Here is a 14827-nt window from a genome sequence, read left to right as displayed (position 1 = left end):
GCTCTGCGTGGGAATGCCTCAATGGACGCTTTGCGTCCGCTTCGGCAGGGATGCGGAGCGTCCCGGGCTGCATTCCCACGCAAACGGTTCGACGCCTCGACGTGGGAATGAGCGACGGGGCAGGGCTTACTTCTTGTCGCGAATCGAGAAGTTGGCCATGTGTTCCAGGCCCTTGATCAGCGCCGAGTGGTCCCAGTTGCTGCCACCGATGGCCGCGCAGGTGCTGAACACTTGCTGGGCGTTGGCGGTGTTCGGCAGGTTGATGTTCAGCTCCTTGGCGCCTTGCAGGGCCAGGTTCAGGTCTTTCTGGTGCAGGCTGATGCGGAAGCCCGGATCGAAGGTGCCCTTGATCATGCGCTCGCCGTGCACTTCAAGAATCTTCGAGGAGGCGAAACCGCCCATCAGCGCTTCACGCACCTTGGCTGGATCGGCACCGTTTTTCGACGCGAACAGCAGGGCTTCAGCGACAGCCTGAATGTTCAACGCAACGATGATCTGGTTCGCCACTTTGGCGGTCTGACCGTCGCCATTGCCGCCGACCAGGGTGATGTTCTTGCCCATGGCCTGGAACAGCGGCAGTGCGCGTTCGAAGGCATCGGCGTCGCCACCGACCATGATGCTCAGGGTCGCGGCCTTGGCGCCGACTTCACCGCCGGATACCGGGGCGTCGAGGTATTGCGCGCCTTTCTCGTTGATCTTCGCGGCGAAAGCCTTGGTGGCGGTCGGCGAGATCGAACTCATGTCGATCACGACTTTGCCTTTGCCGATACCGGCCGCGACGCCGTCGGCGCGGAACAGCACGTCTTCGACCTGCGGGGTATCCGGGACCATGACGATGATGAATTCAGCTTCCTGGGCCACTTCTTTCGGGTTGGCCAGGGCGACGGCGCCAGCGGCGACCAGGTCGGCAGGGGCGGCGTCGTGGTGCGCCGACAGGAACAGGCTGTGACCGGCTTTCTGCAGGTTCGCCGCCATTGGGTGGCCCATGATGCCGGTGCCGATGAATCCGATTTTAGCCATGAGAAAATCCTCTTGTTTTTGTCTTGCTCAAGCAAATAGGGGTCAGATCGCGTTGTGGGTCTTCAGCCAGCCTAGGCCCGCTTCCGTGGTGGTCAGCGGTTTGTATTCGCAGCCGACCCAGCCCTGATAACCGATGCGATCGAGGTGTTCGAACAGGAAGCGGTAGTTGATTTCGCCAGTGCCCGGCTCGTTGCGGCCCGGGTTGTCGGCGAGCTGCACATGGTTGATCTCGGCCAGGTGCGATTGCAGGGTGCGGGCCAGATCGCCTTCCATGATTTGCATGTGGTAGATGTCGTATTGCAGGAACAGGTTGGCGCTGCCGACCTGCTCGCGAATCGACAGGGCTTGCGCCGTGTTGTTCAGGTAGAAACCCGGGATGTCGCGGGTGTTGATCGCTTCCATCACCAGTTTGATGCCGACGGCTTGCAGCTTGTCGGCGGCGTACTTGAGGTTGGCGACGAAGGTCTTTTCAACGGTGGCATCGTCCACGCCCTGCGGACGGATACCGGCCAGGCAGTTGACCTGGGTGTTGCCCAGCACCTGGGCGTAAGCGATGGCCAGATCGACCCCGGCGCGGAACTCTTCGACCCGGTCCGGCAGGCACGCGATACCGCGCTCGCCCTTGGCCCAGTCACCGGCCGGCAGGTTGAACAGCACTTGGGTCAGACCGTTGGCGTCGAGCCTGGCCTTGATTTCGGCAGAGCTGAAATCGTACGGGAACAGGTACTCGACACCGCTGAAGCCAGCCTTGGCGGCGGCGTCGAAACGGGCAAGGAAATCCTGCTCGGTGAACAGCATGGACAGGTTGGCTGCGAAACGCGGCATGGTGGTCTCCCGTTAGATTGATCGCTCCCGCGCCCGGCGCGGGAACGAACGGCAAGCAGTTTTAATCGAGCAGCGAAATCGCGGTAGGCGCATCGTTGCCGACCAGCGCCAGGTCTTCGAATTCGTTGACGGCGTTGATCTCGGTTCCCATGGAGATGTTGGTCACACGCTCCAGAATGATCTCGACGATCACCGGCACCTTGAACTCTTCGATCAGCTCTTCGGCCGTGCGCAGGGCAGGGGCGATGTCAGCCGGTTCGAACACGCGCAGTGCCTTGCAGCCCAGGCCTTCGGCGACTGCGACGTGGTCGACACCATAACCGTTGAGTTCCGGCGCGTTCAGGTTATCGAAGGACAACTGCACGCAGTAGTCCATATCGAACCCGCGCTGGGCCTGACGGATCAGCCCCAGGTACGAGTTGTTCACCACGACGTGGATGTACGGCAGTTTGAACTGAGCGCCGACCGCCAGTTCTTCGATCATGAACTGGAAGTCATAGTCCCCCGACAGGGCCACGACTTTACGGTTCGGATCGGCCTTCACCACGCCCAGCGCTGCCGGAATGGTCCAGCCCAACGGGCCGGCCTGGCCGCAGTTGATCCAGTGACGCGGCTTGTAGACGTGCAGGAACTGCGCGCCGGCAATTTGCGACAGACCAATGGTGCTGACGTAGCAGGTGTCCTTGCCGAACACCTGGTTCATTTCTTCGTAAACGCGCTGCGGCTTGACCGGCACGTTGTCGAAATGGGTCTTGCGTTGCAGGCTGGCCTTGCGCTGCTGGCAGTCCTGCAACCAGGCGCTGCGGTTTTTCAGTTTGCCGGCGGCTTGCCATTCACGGGCGACTTCGATGAACACGGTCAGCGCGGCAGCGGCGTCGGACACGATGCCCAGGTCCGGGGTGAACACGCGGCCGATCTGAGTCGGTTCGATGTCGACGTGAATGAACTTGCGGCCTTCGGTGTAGACGTCGACCGAGCCGGTGTGACGGTTGGCCCAGCGGTTGCCGACGCCCAGCACCACGTCGGACTTGAGCAGGGTGGCGTTGCCGTAACGGTGCGAAGTCTGCAGACCGACCATGCCGACCATCAGCGGGTGATCGTCCGGAATGGTGCCCCAGCCCATCAGGGTCGGAATCACTGGAATGCCGGTCAGTTCGGCGAACTCCACCAGCAACTCGCTGGCGTCGGCGTTGATGATGCCGCCGCCGGCAACCAGCAATGGACGCTCGGCCTGATCGAGCATCGCCAGGGCTTTTTCGACTTGCACGCGGGTCGCGCTCGGCTTGGCCAGCGGCAGTGGCTGGTAGGCGTCGATGTCGAATTCGATTTCAGCCATCTGCACGTCGAACGGCAGGTCGATCAGCACCGGGCCTGGACGGCCGGAGCGCATTTCGTAGAAGGCTTTCTGGAAGGCGTAAGGCACTTGGCCCGGCTCCAGAACGGTGGTCGCCCACTTGGTCACCGGCTTGACGATGCTGGTGATGTCGACGGCCTGGAAGTCTTCCTTGTGCATGCGGGCGCGGGGTGCTTGCCCGGTGATGCAGAGGATTGGAATCGAGTCCGCGGAGGCGCTGTACAGGCCGGTGACCATGTCGGTACCGGCCGGGCCGGAAGTACCGATGCACACGCCGATGTTGCCGGCCTTGGTGCGGGTGTAGCCCTCGGCCATGTGCGAGGCGCCTTCAACGTGGCGAGCGAGGACGTGATCGATGCCACCGACTTTCTGCAGGGCGGAGTACAGCGGGTTGATTGCAGCGCCTGGAATGCCAAAAGCGGTATCAACCCCTTCACGGCGCATCACCAGAACGGCGGCTTCGATTGCTCTCATTTTGCTCATGGTTTTGTGCCTCTTTACGTTTTGTAATTGTATACAAGTGGCTTTGCGCAGAGTGTATTCACGGCGGACGGCGCAGGTCAATCCATTTTCTCAAGCGCCTGTTTCATTCGTCGGAGGCCGGTTCTGCTGTGGCTTTTCGTCGCACGAGGCGCTTTTCGAGAATTATTGTATACAAAAAAATAATTCATTGTGTTCTATTTGTTGCATCGAGCTGCGGCAGAAAAGCGCAGCCCAACGACTTTCCCAATAACAAAATGAGGACGGCACCATGAGCGCTTTAACCTTGGAAGTCGCAGTCAAGCTGGTCAACGAAGCCATCAGTGCAGGGCGGGCCATCTGCGCCGCGCCGCTGACCATCGCGGTACTGGATACCGGCGGGCATCTGGTCACCTTGCAACGCGAAGACGGCGCCAGCCTGCTGCGCCCGAACATCGCCATCGGCAAAGCCTGGGGCGCCATCGCCCTTGGCAAGGGCTCACGCCTGCTGGCGCTGGACGCGCAACAACGCCCGGCGTTCATCGCCGCACTCAACAGCATGGGGCAGGGCAGCGTCGTGCCGGCACCGGGTGGTGTGTTGATTCGGGATCAGGCGGGGTACGTGCTGGGTGCGATCGGCATCAGCGGCGATCTGTCGGACATCGATGAGCAGGTGGCAATCAAGGCCGTGGAGGCCCTGGACCTGCGAGCGGATGCGGGGGTGGCGGCCTGAGTGGCTAAAACCGGATAGTCGATGAAACGCACAAGCCCGCCCTCACAGGATGATGTCAGGGCGGGCTTGTTTATGTCTGGAGGGGCGGAGTTCAGTCCGGCTCGCAGCCCTTGAGCACCAACCGGATGATGGTTTGTGCTGCCGCTTCATAGTCGGCTTCGTCGAGCTTGGCCTTGCCGGTGACGGCGGAGATCTGCCAGTCGAAGTCGGCGTAGGTCTGGGTCGCGGCCCAGATGCTGAACATCAGGTGGTTGGGGTCGATCGGGGCGATCTGGCCGCGGTCGATCCAGGTCTGGATGCAGTCGATGTTGTGCTTGGCCTGGCCATTGAGCTGCTCGACCAGGTCGGCGCTCAGGTGCGGGGCCCCGTGCATGATTTCGCTGGCGAACACCTTGGAGGCGAAGGGCAGGTCGCGGGAGATGCGGATCTTCGAGCGGATGTAGCCGCTCAGCACTTCGCTCGGTACGCCGTCCGGGTTGAACGGGGTCGAGGCCTGCAGGATCGGCACGATGATACTTTCCAGCACCTCGCGGTAGAGGTTTTCCTTGGACTTGAAGTAGTAATAGACGTTGGGCTTGGGCAGTCCTGCCTTGGCGGCGATGTCGCTGGTTTTGGTCGCAGCGAAGCCCTTGTCGGCAAACTCTTCACTGGCTGCACGCAGGATCAGTTCTTTGTTGCGCTCGCGGATTGTGCTCATAAACCCGGTGGTTCCTTGCCTGTTCTGGCGGTTGCGCATGGTAGCACCGGCCTCGCGCGGCGCTCAACAATGCCCCGTGTGGCCCGCAGTCGCGGTATGCTGCGCGGCATTATTCACATAAGGAAACATGATTCATGGCAGGAAGCAGTTTGCTGGTGCTGATCGACGACATCGCCACCGTTCTGGACGACGTTGCGTTGATGACCAAAATGGCTGCCAAGAAGACCGCCGGCGTGCTCGGCGACGACTTGGCGCTCAACGCCCAGCAGGTCTCCGGTGTGCGCGCGGAGCGGGAAATCCCCGTCGTGTGGGCAGTGGCCAAGGGTTCTTTCGTCAACAAACTGATCCTGGTGCCGTCGGCGCTGGCGATCAGTGCGTTCGTGCCATGGCTGGTGACGCCGCTGTTGATGGTCGGTGGTGCCTACCTGTGTTTCGAAGGTTTCGAAAAGCTCGCGCACAAGTTCCTGCACAGCAAGGCCGAAGACGAGGCTGAGCACGCCCAGTTGGTTGAAGCCGTGGCAGATCCGGCCACCGATCTGGTGGCGTACGAGAAGGACAAGATCAAGGGCGCCATCCGCACCGACTTCATCCTGTCGGCGGAAATCATTGCCATTACCCTCGGCACCGTGGCCGATGCTTCGCTGACCCAGCAAGTGATCGTGATGTCGGGCATCGCCATCGTCATGACCGTGGGCGTTTATGGTCTGGTGGCCGGTATCGTCAAACTCGACGACCTCGGTCTGTGGCTGACTCAGAAGCCCGGGCAGATGGCCAAAAGTATCGGCAACGGCATCCTGCGCGCCGCGCCGTACATGATGAAAAGCCTGTCGGTGATCGGCACGGCGGCGATGTTCCTGGTCGGTGGTGGCATCCTGACCCATGGCGTACCGGTGGTGCATCACTGGATCGAAAGCGTCGGCGCTGCGGCCGGAGGCGCCGGGTTCGTGGTGCCGATGCTGTTGAACGGCGTGGCGGGAATCATCGCGGGTGCAGTGGTGCTGGCGGGTGTGACCGTAATCGGCAAAGTCTGGAAAGCGCTGAAGGGGTAAATCCTGAGGCAAACAAAAAGGCCATTCGACTCGTATCGAATGGCCTTTTTTGTGGTTGGCGTTTTTACTCGGCGATCTGCAACTTGCGCGACTCGGTGTAGACGTAGCGCACCTTCTCGTACTCGAACGGTGAGTTCAGCTGACCATAACGGAAGCTGGTCTGATAGCGCTTGTCGACGGCACGCAAGGCCCACACTTCCGGGTGGTTGGAGCTGACTTCCGAGACATTGAGGAAGTTGATCGCGGACTCGGTGGTGTAGTCCACGGCCAGGCCCGCGGTATCGCGCAGGTTCGACGGACCGAGGATCGGCAGCACGAAGTAAGCGCCGCCCGGTACGCCGTAGAAGCCCAGGGTCTGGCCGAAGTCTTCGTTCTGACGCGGCAGGCCCATGGCGGTGGCCGGATCCCAGAGCCCGGCGATGCCGATGGTGGTGTTGAGCAGCAGGCGCGCGGTGGTTTCCATCGAGCGCTTGCCCTTGAACTGCAACAGGCTGTTGACCAGGTTCGGTACGTCGCCAATGTTGTTGAAGAAGTTGCTCACGCCGGTGCGCACGAAGCTCGGGGTGATGTAGCGATAGCCATCGACCACCGGCAGGAACACCCATTGGTCGAAGCGGTAGTTGAAGTGGTAGACGCGGCGGTTCCACTCTTCCAGCGGGTCGTAGACGTTCAGCGCGCTGAGGGTCGAGCGCTCGAACTCGCGCTGATCCAGCCCCGGGTTGAACTTGAGTTTGGACAGCGGCTCCTTGAAACCGTCGCTGTCGATGACCACCGGTGCATTGGCCTTGCTGTTGTCGGCCTGGGCCATACCTGCACTGAGGAGCGCTGCAATCAGCAGGAGATATTTAGCCACGGAAGAACTCCAGCATGGCGTCGCTGTTGACGCGGTAGTTAAGGTTGCCGCAATGGCCGCCCAGCGGGTAAACGGTCAGGCGATCGCCGAAGGTCCGGCGCAGGAAACCGAGGTCGCCCGGGCCGAGGATCACGTCGTCAGCGTTGTGCATGACGGCGATTTTCGGGCTGTCGTGCAGGTAATCCTTCAACGCATACAAGCTCACCTGATCGATCAGTTGCAGCAGGCTGCCGCCGTCGGTGCGTGCGCGCCACATCGGAATCACCTGTTCGGTGAGGTAGCAGTCGAAGTCGCATTGCAGCGCACGCTTGAGGAACGGCGTGAGGCTGGTGCCTTCGGTGATCGGGAATTTCGGCGGAGTGATCAGGCCGCGACGGTTGATCAGGTCCGAAGTGAACGCGATATCCGCCGCCGAGAAGCGGAACGAAGTGCCGATCAGCATCGCCATCTGCTCGTTGCTCAGGTGCTGCTTGGACTGCTGGAAGTCATAGAGCAGTGCATCGTTGAGGTCGATGTAGCCCTTTTGCTGGAAGTAGCGGGTCAGTTTGCTCAGCACCAGTTCATAGAACGTGGTGCTGTTGTTGATGCCCTTGACCTCGGTCTGCACCAGCTTGTCGAGGTTGGTGATCGAGGTGTAGAGGTTGACCGGCGGATTGAGCAGCAGGACTTTCTTGAAGTTGAAGCTGCGCCGGGTTTCGTCCAGATGGGCAACGAACGCCGCGTCCAGGGCGCCGAGGCTGTAGCCGCTGAGGTAATAGTCGGTGACCGGCAGCTTCGGGTTCTGCGCCCGCACGGCCTGCATCACCCGGTACATGTCTTCGGCGTCTTCCTTGGTCACGCCGGGGGTGGCGAAACGCGAGGCAGCGCTCATGAAGTCGAAGCTGGTCGGCGATGACAGCTGCACCACGTGGTAGCCGGCCTTGTAATAAAGCTTCTTCAGGTATTCGTTGAGCGTGCTGTCGTAGCGCGCGCCGGTGCCGGCGATCAGGAAGATCAGCGGTGCGGCCTTGTCCTGGGTGGCGATGCGGTAAGTCAGTTTTTTTACCGGCCAGAAATTGTCCGGCAGGATGAATTCGCGCTCGGGACGCAGGGTGACGCTGCGATCAGCCTGATCGATGTCGTCGTCCAGTGGCAGTTCCGGGCGCAAGTCCGGTGGCGTGGTGGCGATGGTCGCCTCGAACGGGTTGGTCAGGGGATAGCCATAGCTGGCGGCGTCGATATCCACCGCCAGCGCGGACGCACTCAGAATAAGGCCGCCAAACAAGGCGGCGAAGCGCAAGGAACGGAGCATGACTGGATCCCTTAGAGGAAGGTGCCGAATGAAGTTCGCAGGCTATGACCACCGGGTTTGCGTCAAAGTGCCATGCCACGGCACCAAACTGACAGAATTCGGAGTAATAGTAGCCGGACGATACACTTTGCAAGGAAGGAATGACCAGTTAAGAGTTGTTAGCCCTTGCGTATGCGCAGCGGCAGATTAAGCTGGCCGCCGATTTCATCGATTGGAGTGTTCCATGTCCCGCCGCTTGCCCGTGATTCTGCTGCTCCTTCTGTTGCCGTTGTGGCTGGCTGCCAGTTATGGCGCGCGTTATGGCTTCATGGAAGATGCGCAGTGGGTGGGCATCTGCGTGGATGAGGCGAGCCGCTGGGAGTGCTCGGTGCGCTCGAACCTGGGCCTGATGATTCATTTCCAGCTGCTGGGTTGGGCGGCGATCGCTGCAGCCGTGCTCGGTTTTGTCGTGCCGGGCCGGGCAGGGTGGTGGCTGGCGGTGCTGGCGCTGGTGTTCGGGTTGCCGGCGCTGGCGCTGTACAACACGACGCTGGCGGTGTTTGCGCTGGTGATTGCCGGGTTGCGGCTGGTTAGATAGTCAGCCATCGCTGGCAAGCCAGCTCCCACATTTGATCTATTTGGACGCAGAACCTGTGGCAGACAGCAATCCTGTGGGAGCGGGTTTGCCAGCGAAGAGGCCGGTTCAGCCTCTGAAGGTCAGCGGTTGCGAACCCGCAGGCAGCGCCACAACGCAGCCACCATCAACACGCTGACCAGCGCCCAGCCCCAGGCCTGCTGATTCTGCAATCCTTCACGGAACAGCTGCGGCGCAATGCCCGCGCCGATGATGAAGGTCAGCAAGGCGATCTCCCGACGGGCGACATTGACCGGACGGCACAGGTAAACCAGCGCCGGCAGAATGAACGCCACGCTTGGAAAGCTGCGATAGCGCGGATCGAACACCAGCTCGAGCATCATCACGGCGGCGGCGAAACCGGCTGCCGCCACCAGCCAGCCGGCCCGTCGCTCGAAAGCGTTGAACGCCCGCTCACGCCAGCCATTGCGGGCGCTCAAGGTCAGCGCGGCATGGGTCAGCACCAACAGATTCAGAGCGGTCAGCAATCCGACCCACAGCCATTCGCTGGCAAACCGCGTGGTCACCCGCGCCAGATCGCCCCAGGCGCCGATCGAGCAGGCGGCGAGGGCGCCGAGCAGCGGCAGGATCAGCGCCGAGCGCGTCGTGCGAACCCGGCCGCCCAGCAGTAATGTTCCGAGGAAGATCAGCCCGCCGACCGCCAGCCACTGCGACCAGTACGGCACATTCGACACCGGCCCGGCCAACACGCCTTTGTCCTGGCGATCCGCATCGAACAGCCCCCAGTAACCGCCGACCGCACCTTCGCTGCCGCGCTTCCACGGCTGATCAAACGCTTCGATCAGGTTGTAACGCCAACCCTCTTGTTCGGCGAGGGTGACAAAGCCGCGAATGAACTTGGCTTCGTTGACCCGGCTCGGCAACGCGGTCTCACGCTGGCGACCTTCGCTCGGCCAGCCGGTTTCGCCGATCATCACGTCCTTGGGCGCGAATTTGTTGCCGAAAACCTGGCGCACTTGCGCCACATGTTGCAGCGCGGCGTCGATGTTCGACGGATCGTCTTCCCAATACGGCAGCAAATGAATGGTCAGGAAATCCACCGCCGGCGCGATTTCCGGGTGCTTTAGCCAGAACTCCCAGACATCCGCATAGGTGACTGGCTGCTTGATGTGGCTCTTGACCCTGTTGATCAACTTCACCAGTTGGGTGGCGGTGACCTCCTTGCGCAGCAAGGCTTCGTTGCCGACGATCACGGCGCTGACCACGTCCGGGTTGGCGTTGGCCGAAGCGATCAGCAGATCGACTTCTTTCTCGGTGTCCACCGGATTGCTGTTGACCCACGCGCCGATCATCAACTTCAAACCATGCTTGCGCGCCAGATCCGGCAGCGCTTCGAGGCCGGTCATCGAGTAGGTGCGAATGCATTCGAAGCGGGTGGCGAGCAGGGCGAGGTCGGCGTCCATGCGCTCCGGGCGCAGTTTGAACGGCACGTCGAACGGCGACTGGTCCTTATCGAATGGCGTGTAGGAGGCGCATTGCAGCTTGTGGGTGGGGGTGGCGACGTCCGGCAGGATCACTGGTTTACCGAGGCCGTACCAGAAACCGCACAGGGCAAACAGCCCGAGCAGGCAGGCGAACAGATAAGGAAGAAAGGGGAAGCGGGAGGTCGCGGACATGGTCAGGCCGAGTGGCTGCAAAGCGACGCATGTTACCTGCATTTATAAGGAGGTTGGTGGCTCGCACGATTTTGACATGCAAAGTTCGGGCGGATTGTCTGGCGCCAAATATCCGGACGCAGTTAATGGCTTTCTGATGTCGTTTCTCGTTGCCTTGAGGTCGCTGACAGAGCAGGTCGCTGCGTGCGTCAGGTTGATGATCGGACTCATCAGTACTCCGCTGATGTTCGAACGAGTTTGCGAACGGGCGTGATGGGGGCGCCGAGCACCATAACAACACGTTGACGATGCCCGGCATCCGTCGGGCGCAGCATTTCGGGGAAGTAACGATGAAGATGCGACGACTTTTAGGCGCAGGTGCCGCTCTGGTACTTGCGATGGGCTCCACACTCGCCAGTGCTGAAACCAAGACCCTGAACATCGGCTACGTTGACGGCTGGTCCGACAGCGTCGCGACCACCCACGTGGCGGCCGAAGTGATCAAGCAGAAACTCGGCTACGACGTGAAACTGCAAGCCGTCGCCACCGGCATCATGTGGCAGGGCGTTGCCACCGGTAAACTCGACGCCATGCTTTCGGCCTGGCTGCCGGTGACCCACGGCGAATACTGGACCAAGAACAAGGATCAGGTCGTCGATTACGGCCCGAACTTCAAGGACGCGAAAATCGGTCTGATCGTGCCGGAGTATGTGAAAGCCAAGTCGATCGAAGACCTGAAAACCGATGACACTTTCAAGAATCGCATCGTCGGCATCGATGCCGGGTCAGGCGTGATGCTCAAGACCGATCAGGCGATCAAGGATTACGGCCTCGACAAATACACCCTCAAGGCCAGTTCCGGCGCCGGCATGATTGCCGAGCTGACCCGCGCCGAGAAGAAAAACGAATCCATCGCTGTCACCGGCTGGGTGCCGCACTGGATGTTCGCCAAGTGGAAACTGCGCTTCCTCGACGACCCGAAAGGCGTGTACGGCGCGGCTGAAACCGTGAACAGCATCGGCAGCAAGGAACTGGCGACCAAGGCGCCTGAAGTGGCCAAGTTCCTGAAGAACTTCCAGTGGGCTTCGAAAGACGAAATCGGCGAAGTCATGCTGGCGATTCAGGACGGTGCAAAACCTGACGCAGCGGCCAAGGATTGGGTTGCCAAGCACCCGGATCGGGTTGCCGACTGGACCAAGTGATTTAAGCCGAAGCGTCTAATCTGCGCTTCCCAGGGCCGCCCGACATGACAGTCGGGCGGCCTTTTTTGTTTGTCCTCTATTAATAGGCAGGGATGGCGGTTTTCGGCTGGTCTGGAAATTGGCAAAAACGTCATGGCGTTCTACTACTAAGGTCGTCTGGAACCCGGCTCGCAGCCGCATACAGTGGATACGTTCCAAAAATAAAAATCTGTGCTGCGAGGATAAAAACAATGAACGACAGCATTTACCTCTCGATTCAGAACAGCCCGCGCTTCAAGGAGCTGGTCAAGAAAAGAGAAAGGTTCGCCTGGATACTCTCGGCGATCATGCTCGGGCTCTACTCCGGCTTCATCCTTCTGATCGCGTACGGGCCGCAAGTGCTCGGGACGAAAATCAACCCCGAATCATCCATCACCTGGGGCATCCCGATCGGTGTCGGACTGATTGTCTCGGCCTTCATCCTGACCGGCATTTATGTACGCCGCGCCAATGGCGAGTTCGACGACCTGAACAACGCGATTCTCAAGGAGGCTCAGCAATGATCCGGCGTCTACTGGCTCTTTTGAGCATCGCAGCGTTTGCTCCAGCCGTCTGGGCCGCTGACGCCCTGACCGGCGAAGTCCACAAACAACCGCTCAACGTTTCCGCGATCGTCATGTTCGTGGCGTTCGTTGGCGCGACCCTGTGCATCACTTACTGGGCGTCCAAACGCAACAACTCGGCGGCCGACTACTATGCGGCGGGCGGCAAGATCACCGGTTTCCAGAACGGTCTGGCGATTGCGGGCGACTATATGTCGGCGGCGTCCTTCCTGGGGATTTCCGCGCTGGTGTTCACCTCCGGCTACGACGGCCTGATCTACTCGATCGGCTTCCTGGTGGGCTGGCCGATCATTCTGTTCCTGATCGCCGAGCGTCTGCGCAACCTGGGTAAATACACCTTTGCCGACGTGGCGTCCTATCGTCTTGGGCAAACCCAGATCCGCACCCTGTCGGCCTGCGGTTCGCTGGTGGTGGTGGCGTTCTACCTGATCGCGCAAATGGTCGGTGCCGGCAAGCTGATCCAGCTATTGTTCGGTCTCGACTACCACGTTGCGGTGATTCTGGTCGGTATCCTGATGTGCCTGTACGTGCTGTTCGGCGGCATGCTGGCGACCACCTGGGTGCAGATCATCAAGGCGGTGCTGTTGCTGTCCGGTGCCTCGTTCATGGCGCTGATGGTGATGAAGCACGTCAACTTCGACTTCAACACCCTGTTCTCCGAAGCCATCAAGGTCCACGCCAAGGGCGAAGCGATCATGAGCCCGGGCGGTCTGGTAAAAGATCCGATCTCGGCGTTCTCCCTGGGCCTGGCGCTGATGTTCGGTACCGCCGGCCTGCCGCACATCCTGATGCGCTTCTTCACTGTCAGCGACGCGAAAGAAGCCCGCAAGAGCGTGCTGTACGCAACCGGTTTCATCGGTTACTTCTACATCCTGACCTTCATCATCGGCTTCGGCGCGATCCTGCTGGTCAGCACCAACCCGGCCTTTAAAGATGCGGCTGGCGCTCTGCTCGGCGGCAACAACATGGCGGCGGTGCACCTGGCCAACGCCGTGGGCGGCAGCGTATTCCTCGGCTTCATCTCGGCGGTGGCGTTCGCGACCATTCTGGCGGTCGTGGCGGGCCTGACCCTGGCCGGTGCTTCGGCGGTGTCTCACGACCTGTATGCCAGCGTGATCAAGAAGGGCAAGGCCAACGAGAAGGATGAGATCCGCGTTTCGAAGATCACCACCATCGCACTGGGCGTTCTGGCCATCGGCCTGGGCATCCTGTTCGAAAGCCAGAACATCGCGTTCATGGTCGGCCTGGCGTTCTCCATCGCGGCGAGCTGCAACTTCCCGGTGCTGCTGCTTTCGATGTACTGGAAGAAACTGACCACCCGAGGCGCCATGATTGGCGGCTGGCTGGGGCTGGTGAGTGCGGTGGGTCTGATGATTCTCGGCCCTACCATCTGGGTGCAGATTCTGCATCATGAGAAGGCGATTTTCCCTTACGAGTATCCGGCGCTGTTCTCGATGATCATTGCGTTCATCGGCATCTGGTTCTTCTCGGTCACCGATAAGTCGGCCGAAGCCGAGAATGAGCGTGCGCTGTTCTTCCCGCAGTTTGTGCGTTCGCAGACTGGGTTGGGGGCTAGTGGGGCGGTTTCGCACTGAGGCTTTCAGGTTGAATATGTAGGTTGAGTTGGATGGAAATGCCCTGGTCGAGAGATTGGGGCATTTTTTTTGTGGGCGGTTATCGGACTTTCTTTGGGGTGGTTTTGATTTGTGTGTATATCCGTTGCTGCGGTAACGGCTGCTTGGGGTTCCGCCCTTACGGCGGGTCACTTTTGGCAAACGCCCGGAATGCCGGCCCAGCCAAAAGTAACCAAAAGGTCTCTAACCCTGACGTACGGCCCCTCGCTGAGGCTCGGGGTTCCTTCGCTCCGGGATTGATCCGGGGGCATCGCCTACGGTTTGCTTCGCTGCACCTCCTCTCGATGTGTTTGGCTTCGCCAAACGGTCGCTGCGCTCCCACCCCCGGATCAATCCCTCCACTCAGCCTGCCGACGGGCCCTGCGATCAAAAGCGGTACTCGAGCTAACGCTCATCGTTTTGAGTGGGGGGAGCAGGGCGTGTTTGGCTTTGGTTTTGTGGTGGGTTTACCCCTCCCCCCAGCCCTCTCCCCGAGGAGAGGGAGCCGATTTTTGTGCTTTTCAGAGCCTGAGTTCGACGCGGTATTGCACATCGGCACAACTCTCCCAATCAACTCGGTCGGTCCCCTCTCTCTTCGGGAGAGGGCTAGGGTGAGGGGCTCTTGATCTGGCTCTTGATCTGCTTTTGTTTTTTGCCCCTTCGGCAGGCCGAGCGTAGGTGTCCATAAGGGGGTAGGCGCGCAGCGCCGTGCGGCGAAGCCGCATACATCGAGAGGAGGTGCGAAGCAAACCGTAGGCGATGCCCCCTGATGGACACCGTAGCGAGGGAACACTGAGCCTAGGCGAAGTGCCGTACGCCGGGGCAAAAGCCTTTTGCTTACTTTTCGGCGTTTGGAAAAGTGAGTCGCTGTAAGAGCGAAACCGCCAGCGGCAGCACCCG

The 14827-nt window shown here is 60.6% G+C and carries 13 protein-coding genes; 6 read left to right on the top strand and 7 right to left on the bottom strand.

The window, feature by feature from the left end; all coding sequences use genetic code 11:
• Positions 1–126: 126 nt before the first annotated feature.
• From ACKJSM_RS15225 to gcl, 3 genes are all read right to left on the bottom strand, one after another.
• Entirely contained in the window at positions 127–1020 is an 894-nt protein-coding gene (locus ACKJSM_RS15225; RefSeq protein ID WP_163974329.1) for a 2-hydroxy-3-oxopropionate reductase, read from the bottom strand.
• Positions 1021–1062: 42 nt separating this feature from the next.
• Positions 1063–1845, bottom strand: coding sequence for a hydroxypyruvate isomerase (hyi, locus tag ACKJSM_RS15220; protein WP_011333102.1), 783 nt, complete (start codon positions 1843–1845; stop codon positions 1063–1065).
• A 61-nt stretch (positions 1846–1906) separates the two neighbouring features.
• Positions 1907–3682: a glyoxylate carboligase gene (gcl, locus tag ACKJSM_RS15215; RefSeq protein ID WP_410238164.1), complete on the bottom strand. Its 1776-nt coding sequence runs from the start codon at positions 3680–3682 to the stop codon at positions 1907–1909.
• 268 nt (positions 3683–3950) lie between these two features.
• On the opposite strand from gcl, the gene ACKJSM_RS15210 reads away from it, so the two are divergent.
• The gene (locus ACKJSM_RS15210; protein WP_236181863.1) at positions 3951–4391 is read left to right on the top strand and encodes a GlcG/HbpS family heme-binding protein; all 441 of its coding nucleotides are present in this window, start codon (positions 3951–3953) and stop codon (positions 4389–4391) included.
• A gap of 91 nt (positions 4392–4482) precedes the next feature.
• Here ACKJSM_RS15210 and ACKJSM_RS15205 read toward each other — a convergent pair whose 3' ends face one another.
• Positions 4483–5088 (bottom strand): TetR/AcrR family transcriptional regulator, encoded by a 606-nt coding sequence (locus ACKJSM_RS15205; RefSeq protein WP_236181864.1) that lies wholly within the window; start codon positions 5086–5088, stop codon positions 4483–4485.
• A 134-nt stretch (positions 5089–5222) separates the two neighbouring features.
• Here ACKJSM_RS15205 and ACKJSM_RS15200 point away from each other — a divergent pair, with 134 nt between their 5' ends.
• On the top strand, positions 5223–6137 hold the full coding sequence (locus ACKJSM_RS15200) for a DUF808 domain-containing protein (protein ID WP_410238163.1): 915 nt from the start codon (positions 5223–5225) through the stop codon (positions 6135–6137).
• Positions 6138–6201: 64 nt separating this feature from the next.
• On the opposite strand, the gene ACKJSM_RS15195 is transcribed toward ACKJSM_RS15200, so the two are convergent.
• Both ACKJSM_RS15195 and ACKJSM_RS15190 read right to left on the bottom strand, forming a co-directional pair.
• Positions 6202–6990, bottom strand: coding sequence for a VacJ family lipoprotein (locus ACKJSM_RS15195; protein WP_410238162.1), 789 nt, complete (start codon positions 6988–6990; stop codon positions 6202–6204).
• Positions 6983–8281, bottom strand: a complete 1299-nt coding sequence (locus tag ACKJSM_RS15190) for a serine/threonine protein kinase (protein WP_085747084.1) — start codon at positions 8279–8281, stop codon at positions 6983–6985. The genes ACKJSM_RS15195 and ACKJSM_RS15190 overlap by 8 nt, the downstream gene beginning before the upstream one ends.
• Before the next feature lie 223 nt (positions 8282–8504).
• On the opposite strand from ACKJSM_RS15190, the gene ACKJSM_RS15185 reads away from it, so the two are divergent.
• The gene (locus ACKJSM_RS15185; RefSeq protein ID WP_410238161.1) at positions 8505–8858 is read left to right on the top strand and encodes a hypothetical protein; all 354 of its coding nucleotides are present in this window, start codon (positions 8505–8507) and stop codon (positions 8856–8858) included.
• A gap of 119 nt (positions 8859–8977) precedes the next feature.
• On the opposite strand, the gene ACKJSM_RS15180 is transcribed toward ACKJSM_RS15185, so the two are convergent.
• Positions 8978–10573 (bottom strand): beta (1-6) glucans synthase, encoded by a 1596-nt coding sequence (locus ACKJSM_RS15180; protein WP_410238160.1) that lies wholly within the window; start codon positions 10571–10573, stop codon positions 8978–8980.
• A gap of 287 nt (positions 10574–10860) precedes the next feature.
• On the opposite strand from ACKJSM_RS15180, the gene ACKJSM_RS15175 reads away from it, so the two are divergent.
• The 3 genes from ACKJSM_RS15175 to ACKJSM_RS15165 all read left to right on the top strand — a co-directional run bounded on the left by ACKJSM_RS15175 (position 10861) and on the right by ACKJSM_RS15165 (position 13909).
• Complete coding sequence (locus tag ACKJSM_RS15175; protein WP_236181869.1) at positions 10861–11712, top strand: glycine betaine ABC transporter substrate-binding protein; 852 nt, start codon at positions 10861–10863, stop codon at positions 11710–11712.
• A gap of 230 nt (positions 11713–11942) precedes the next feature.
• Positions 11943–12254: a DUF485 domain-containing protein gene (locus tag ACKJSM_RS15170; protein ID WP_410238159.1), complete on the top strand. Its 312-nt coding sequence runs from the start codon at positions 11943–11945 to the stop codon at positions 12252–12254.
• Positions 12251–13909, top strand: a complete 1659-nt coding sequence (locus tag ACKJSM_RS15165) for a cation acetate symporter (RefSeq protein ID WP_085682950.1) — start codon at positions 12251–12253, stop codon at positions 13907–13909. The genes ACKJSM_RS15170 and ACKJSM_RS15165 overlap by 4 nt, the downstream gene beginning before the upstream one ends.
• Positions 13910–14827: the final 918 nt, after the last annotated feature.

Origin of the sequence: Pseudomonas sp. PHC1, assembly GCF_046487845.1 — a bacterium.
GTDB lineage: Bacteria > Pseudomonadota > Gammaproteobacteria > Pseudomonadales > Pseudomonadaceae > Aquipseudomonas > Aquipseudomonas sputi.
Note: the sequence above shows the minus strand (reverse complement) of the source record. Positions and strands in the feature narration are given on the sequence as shown.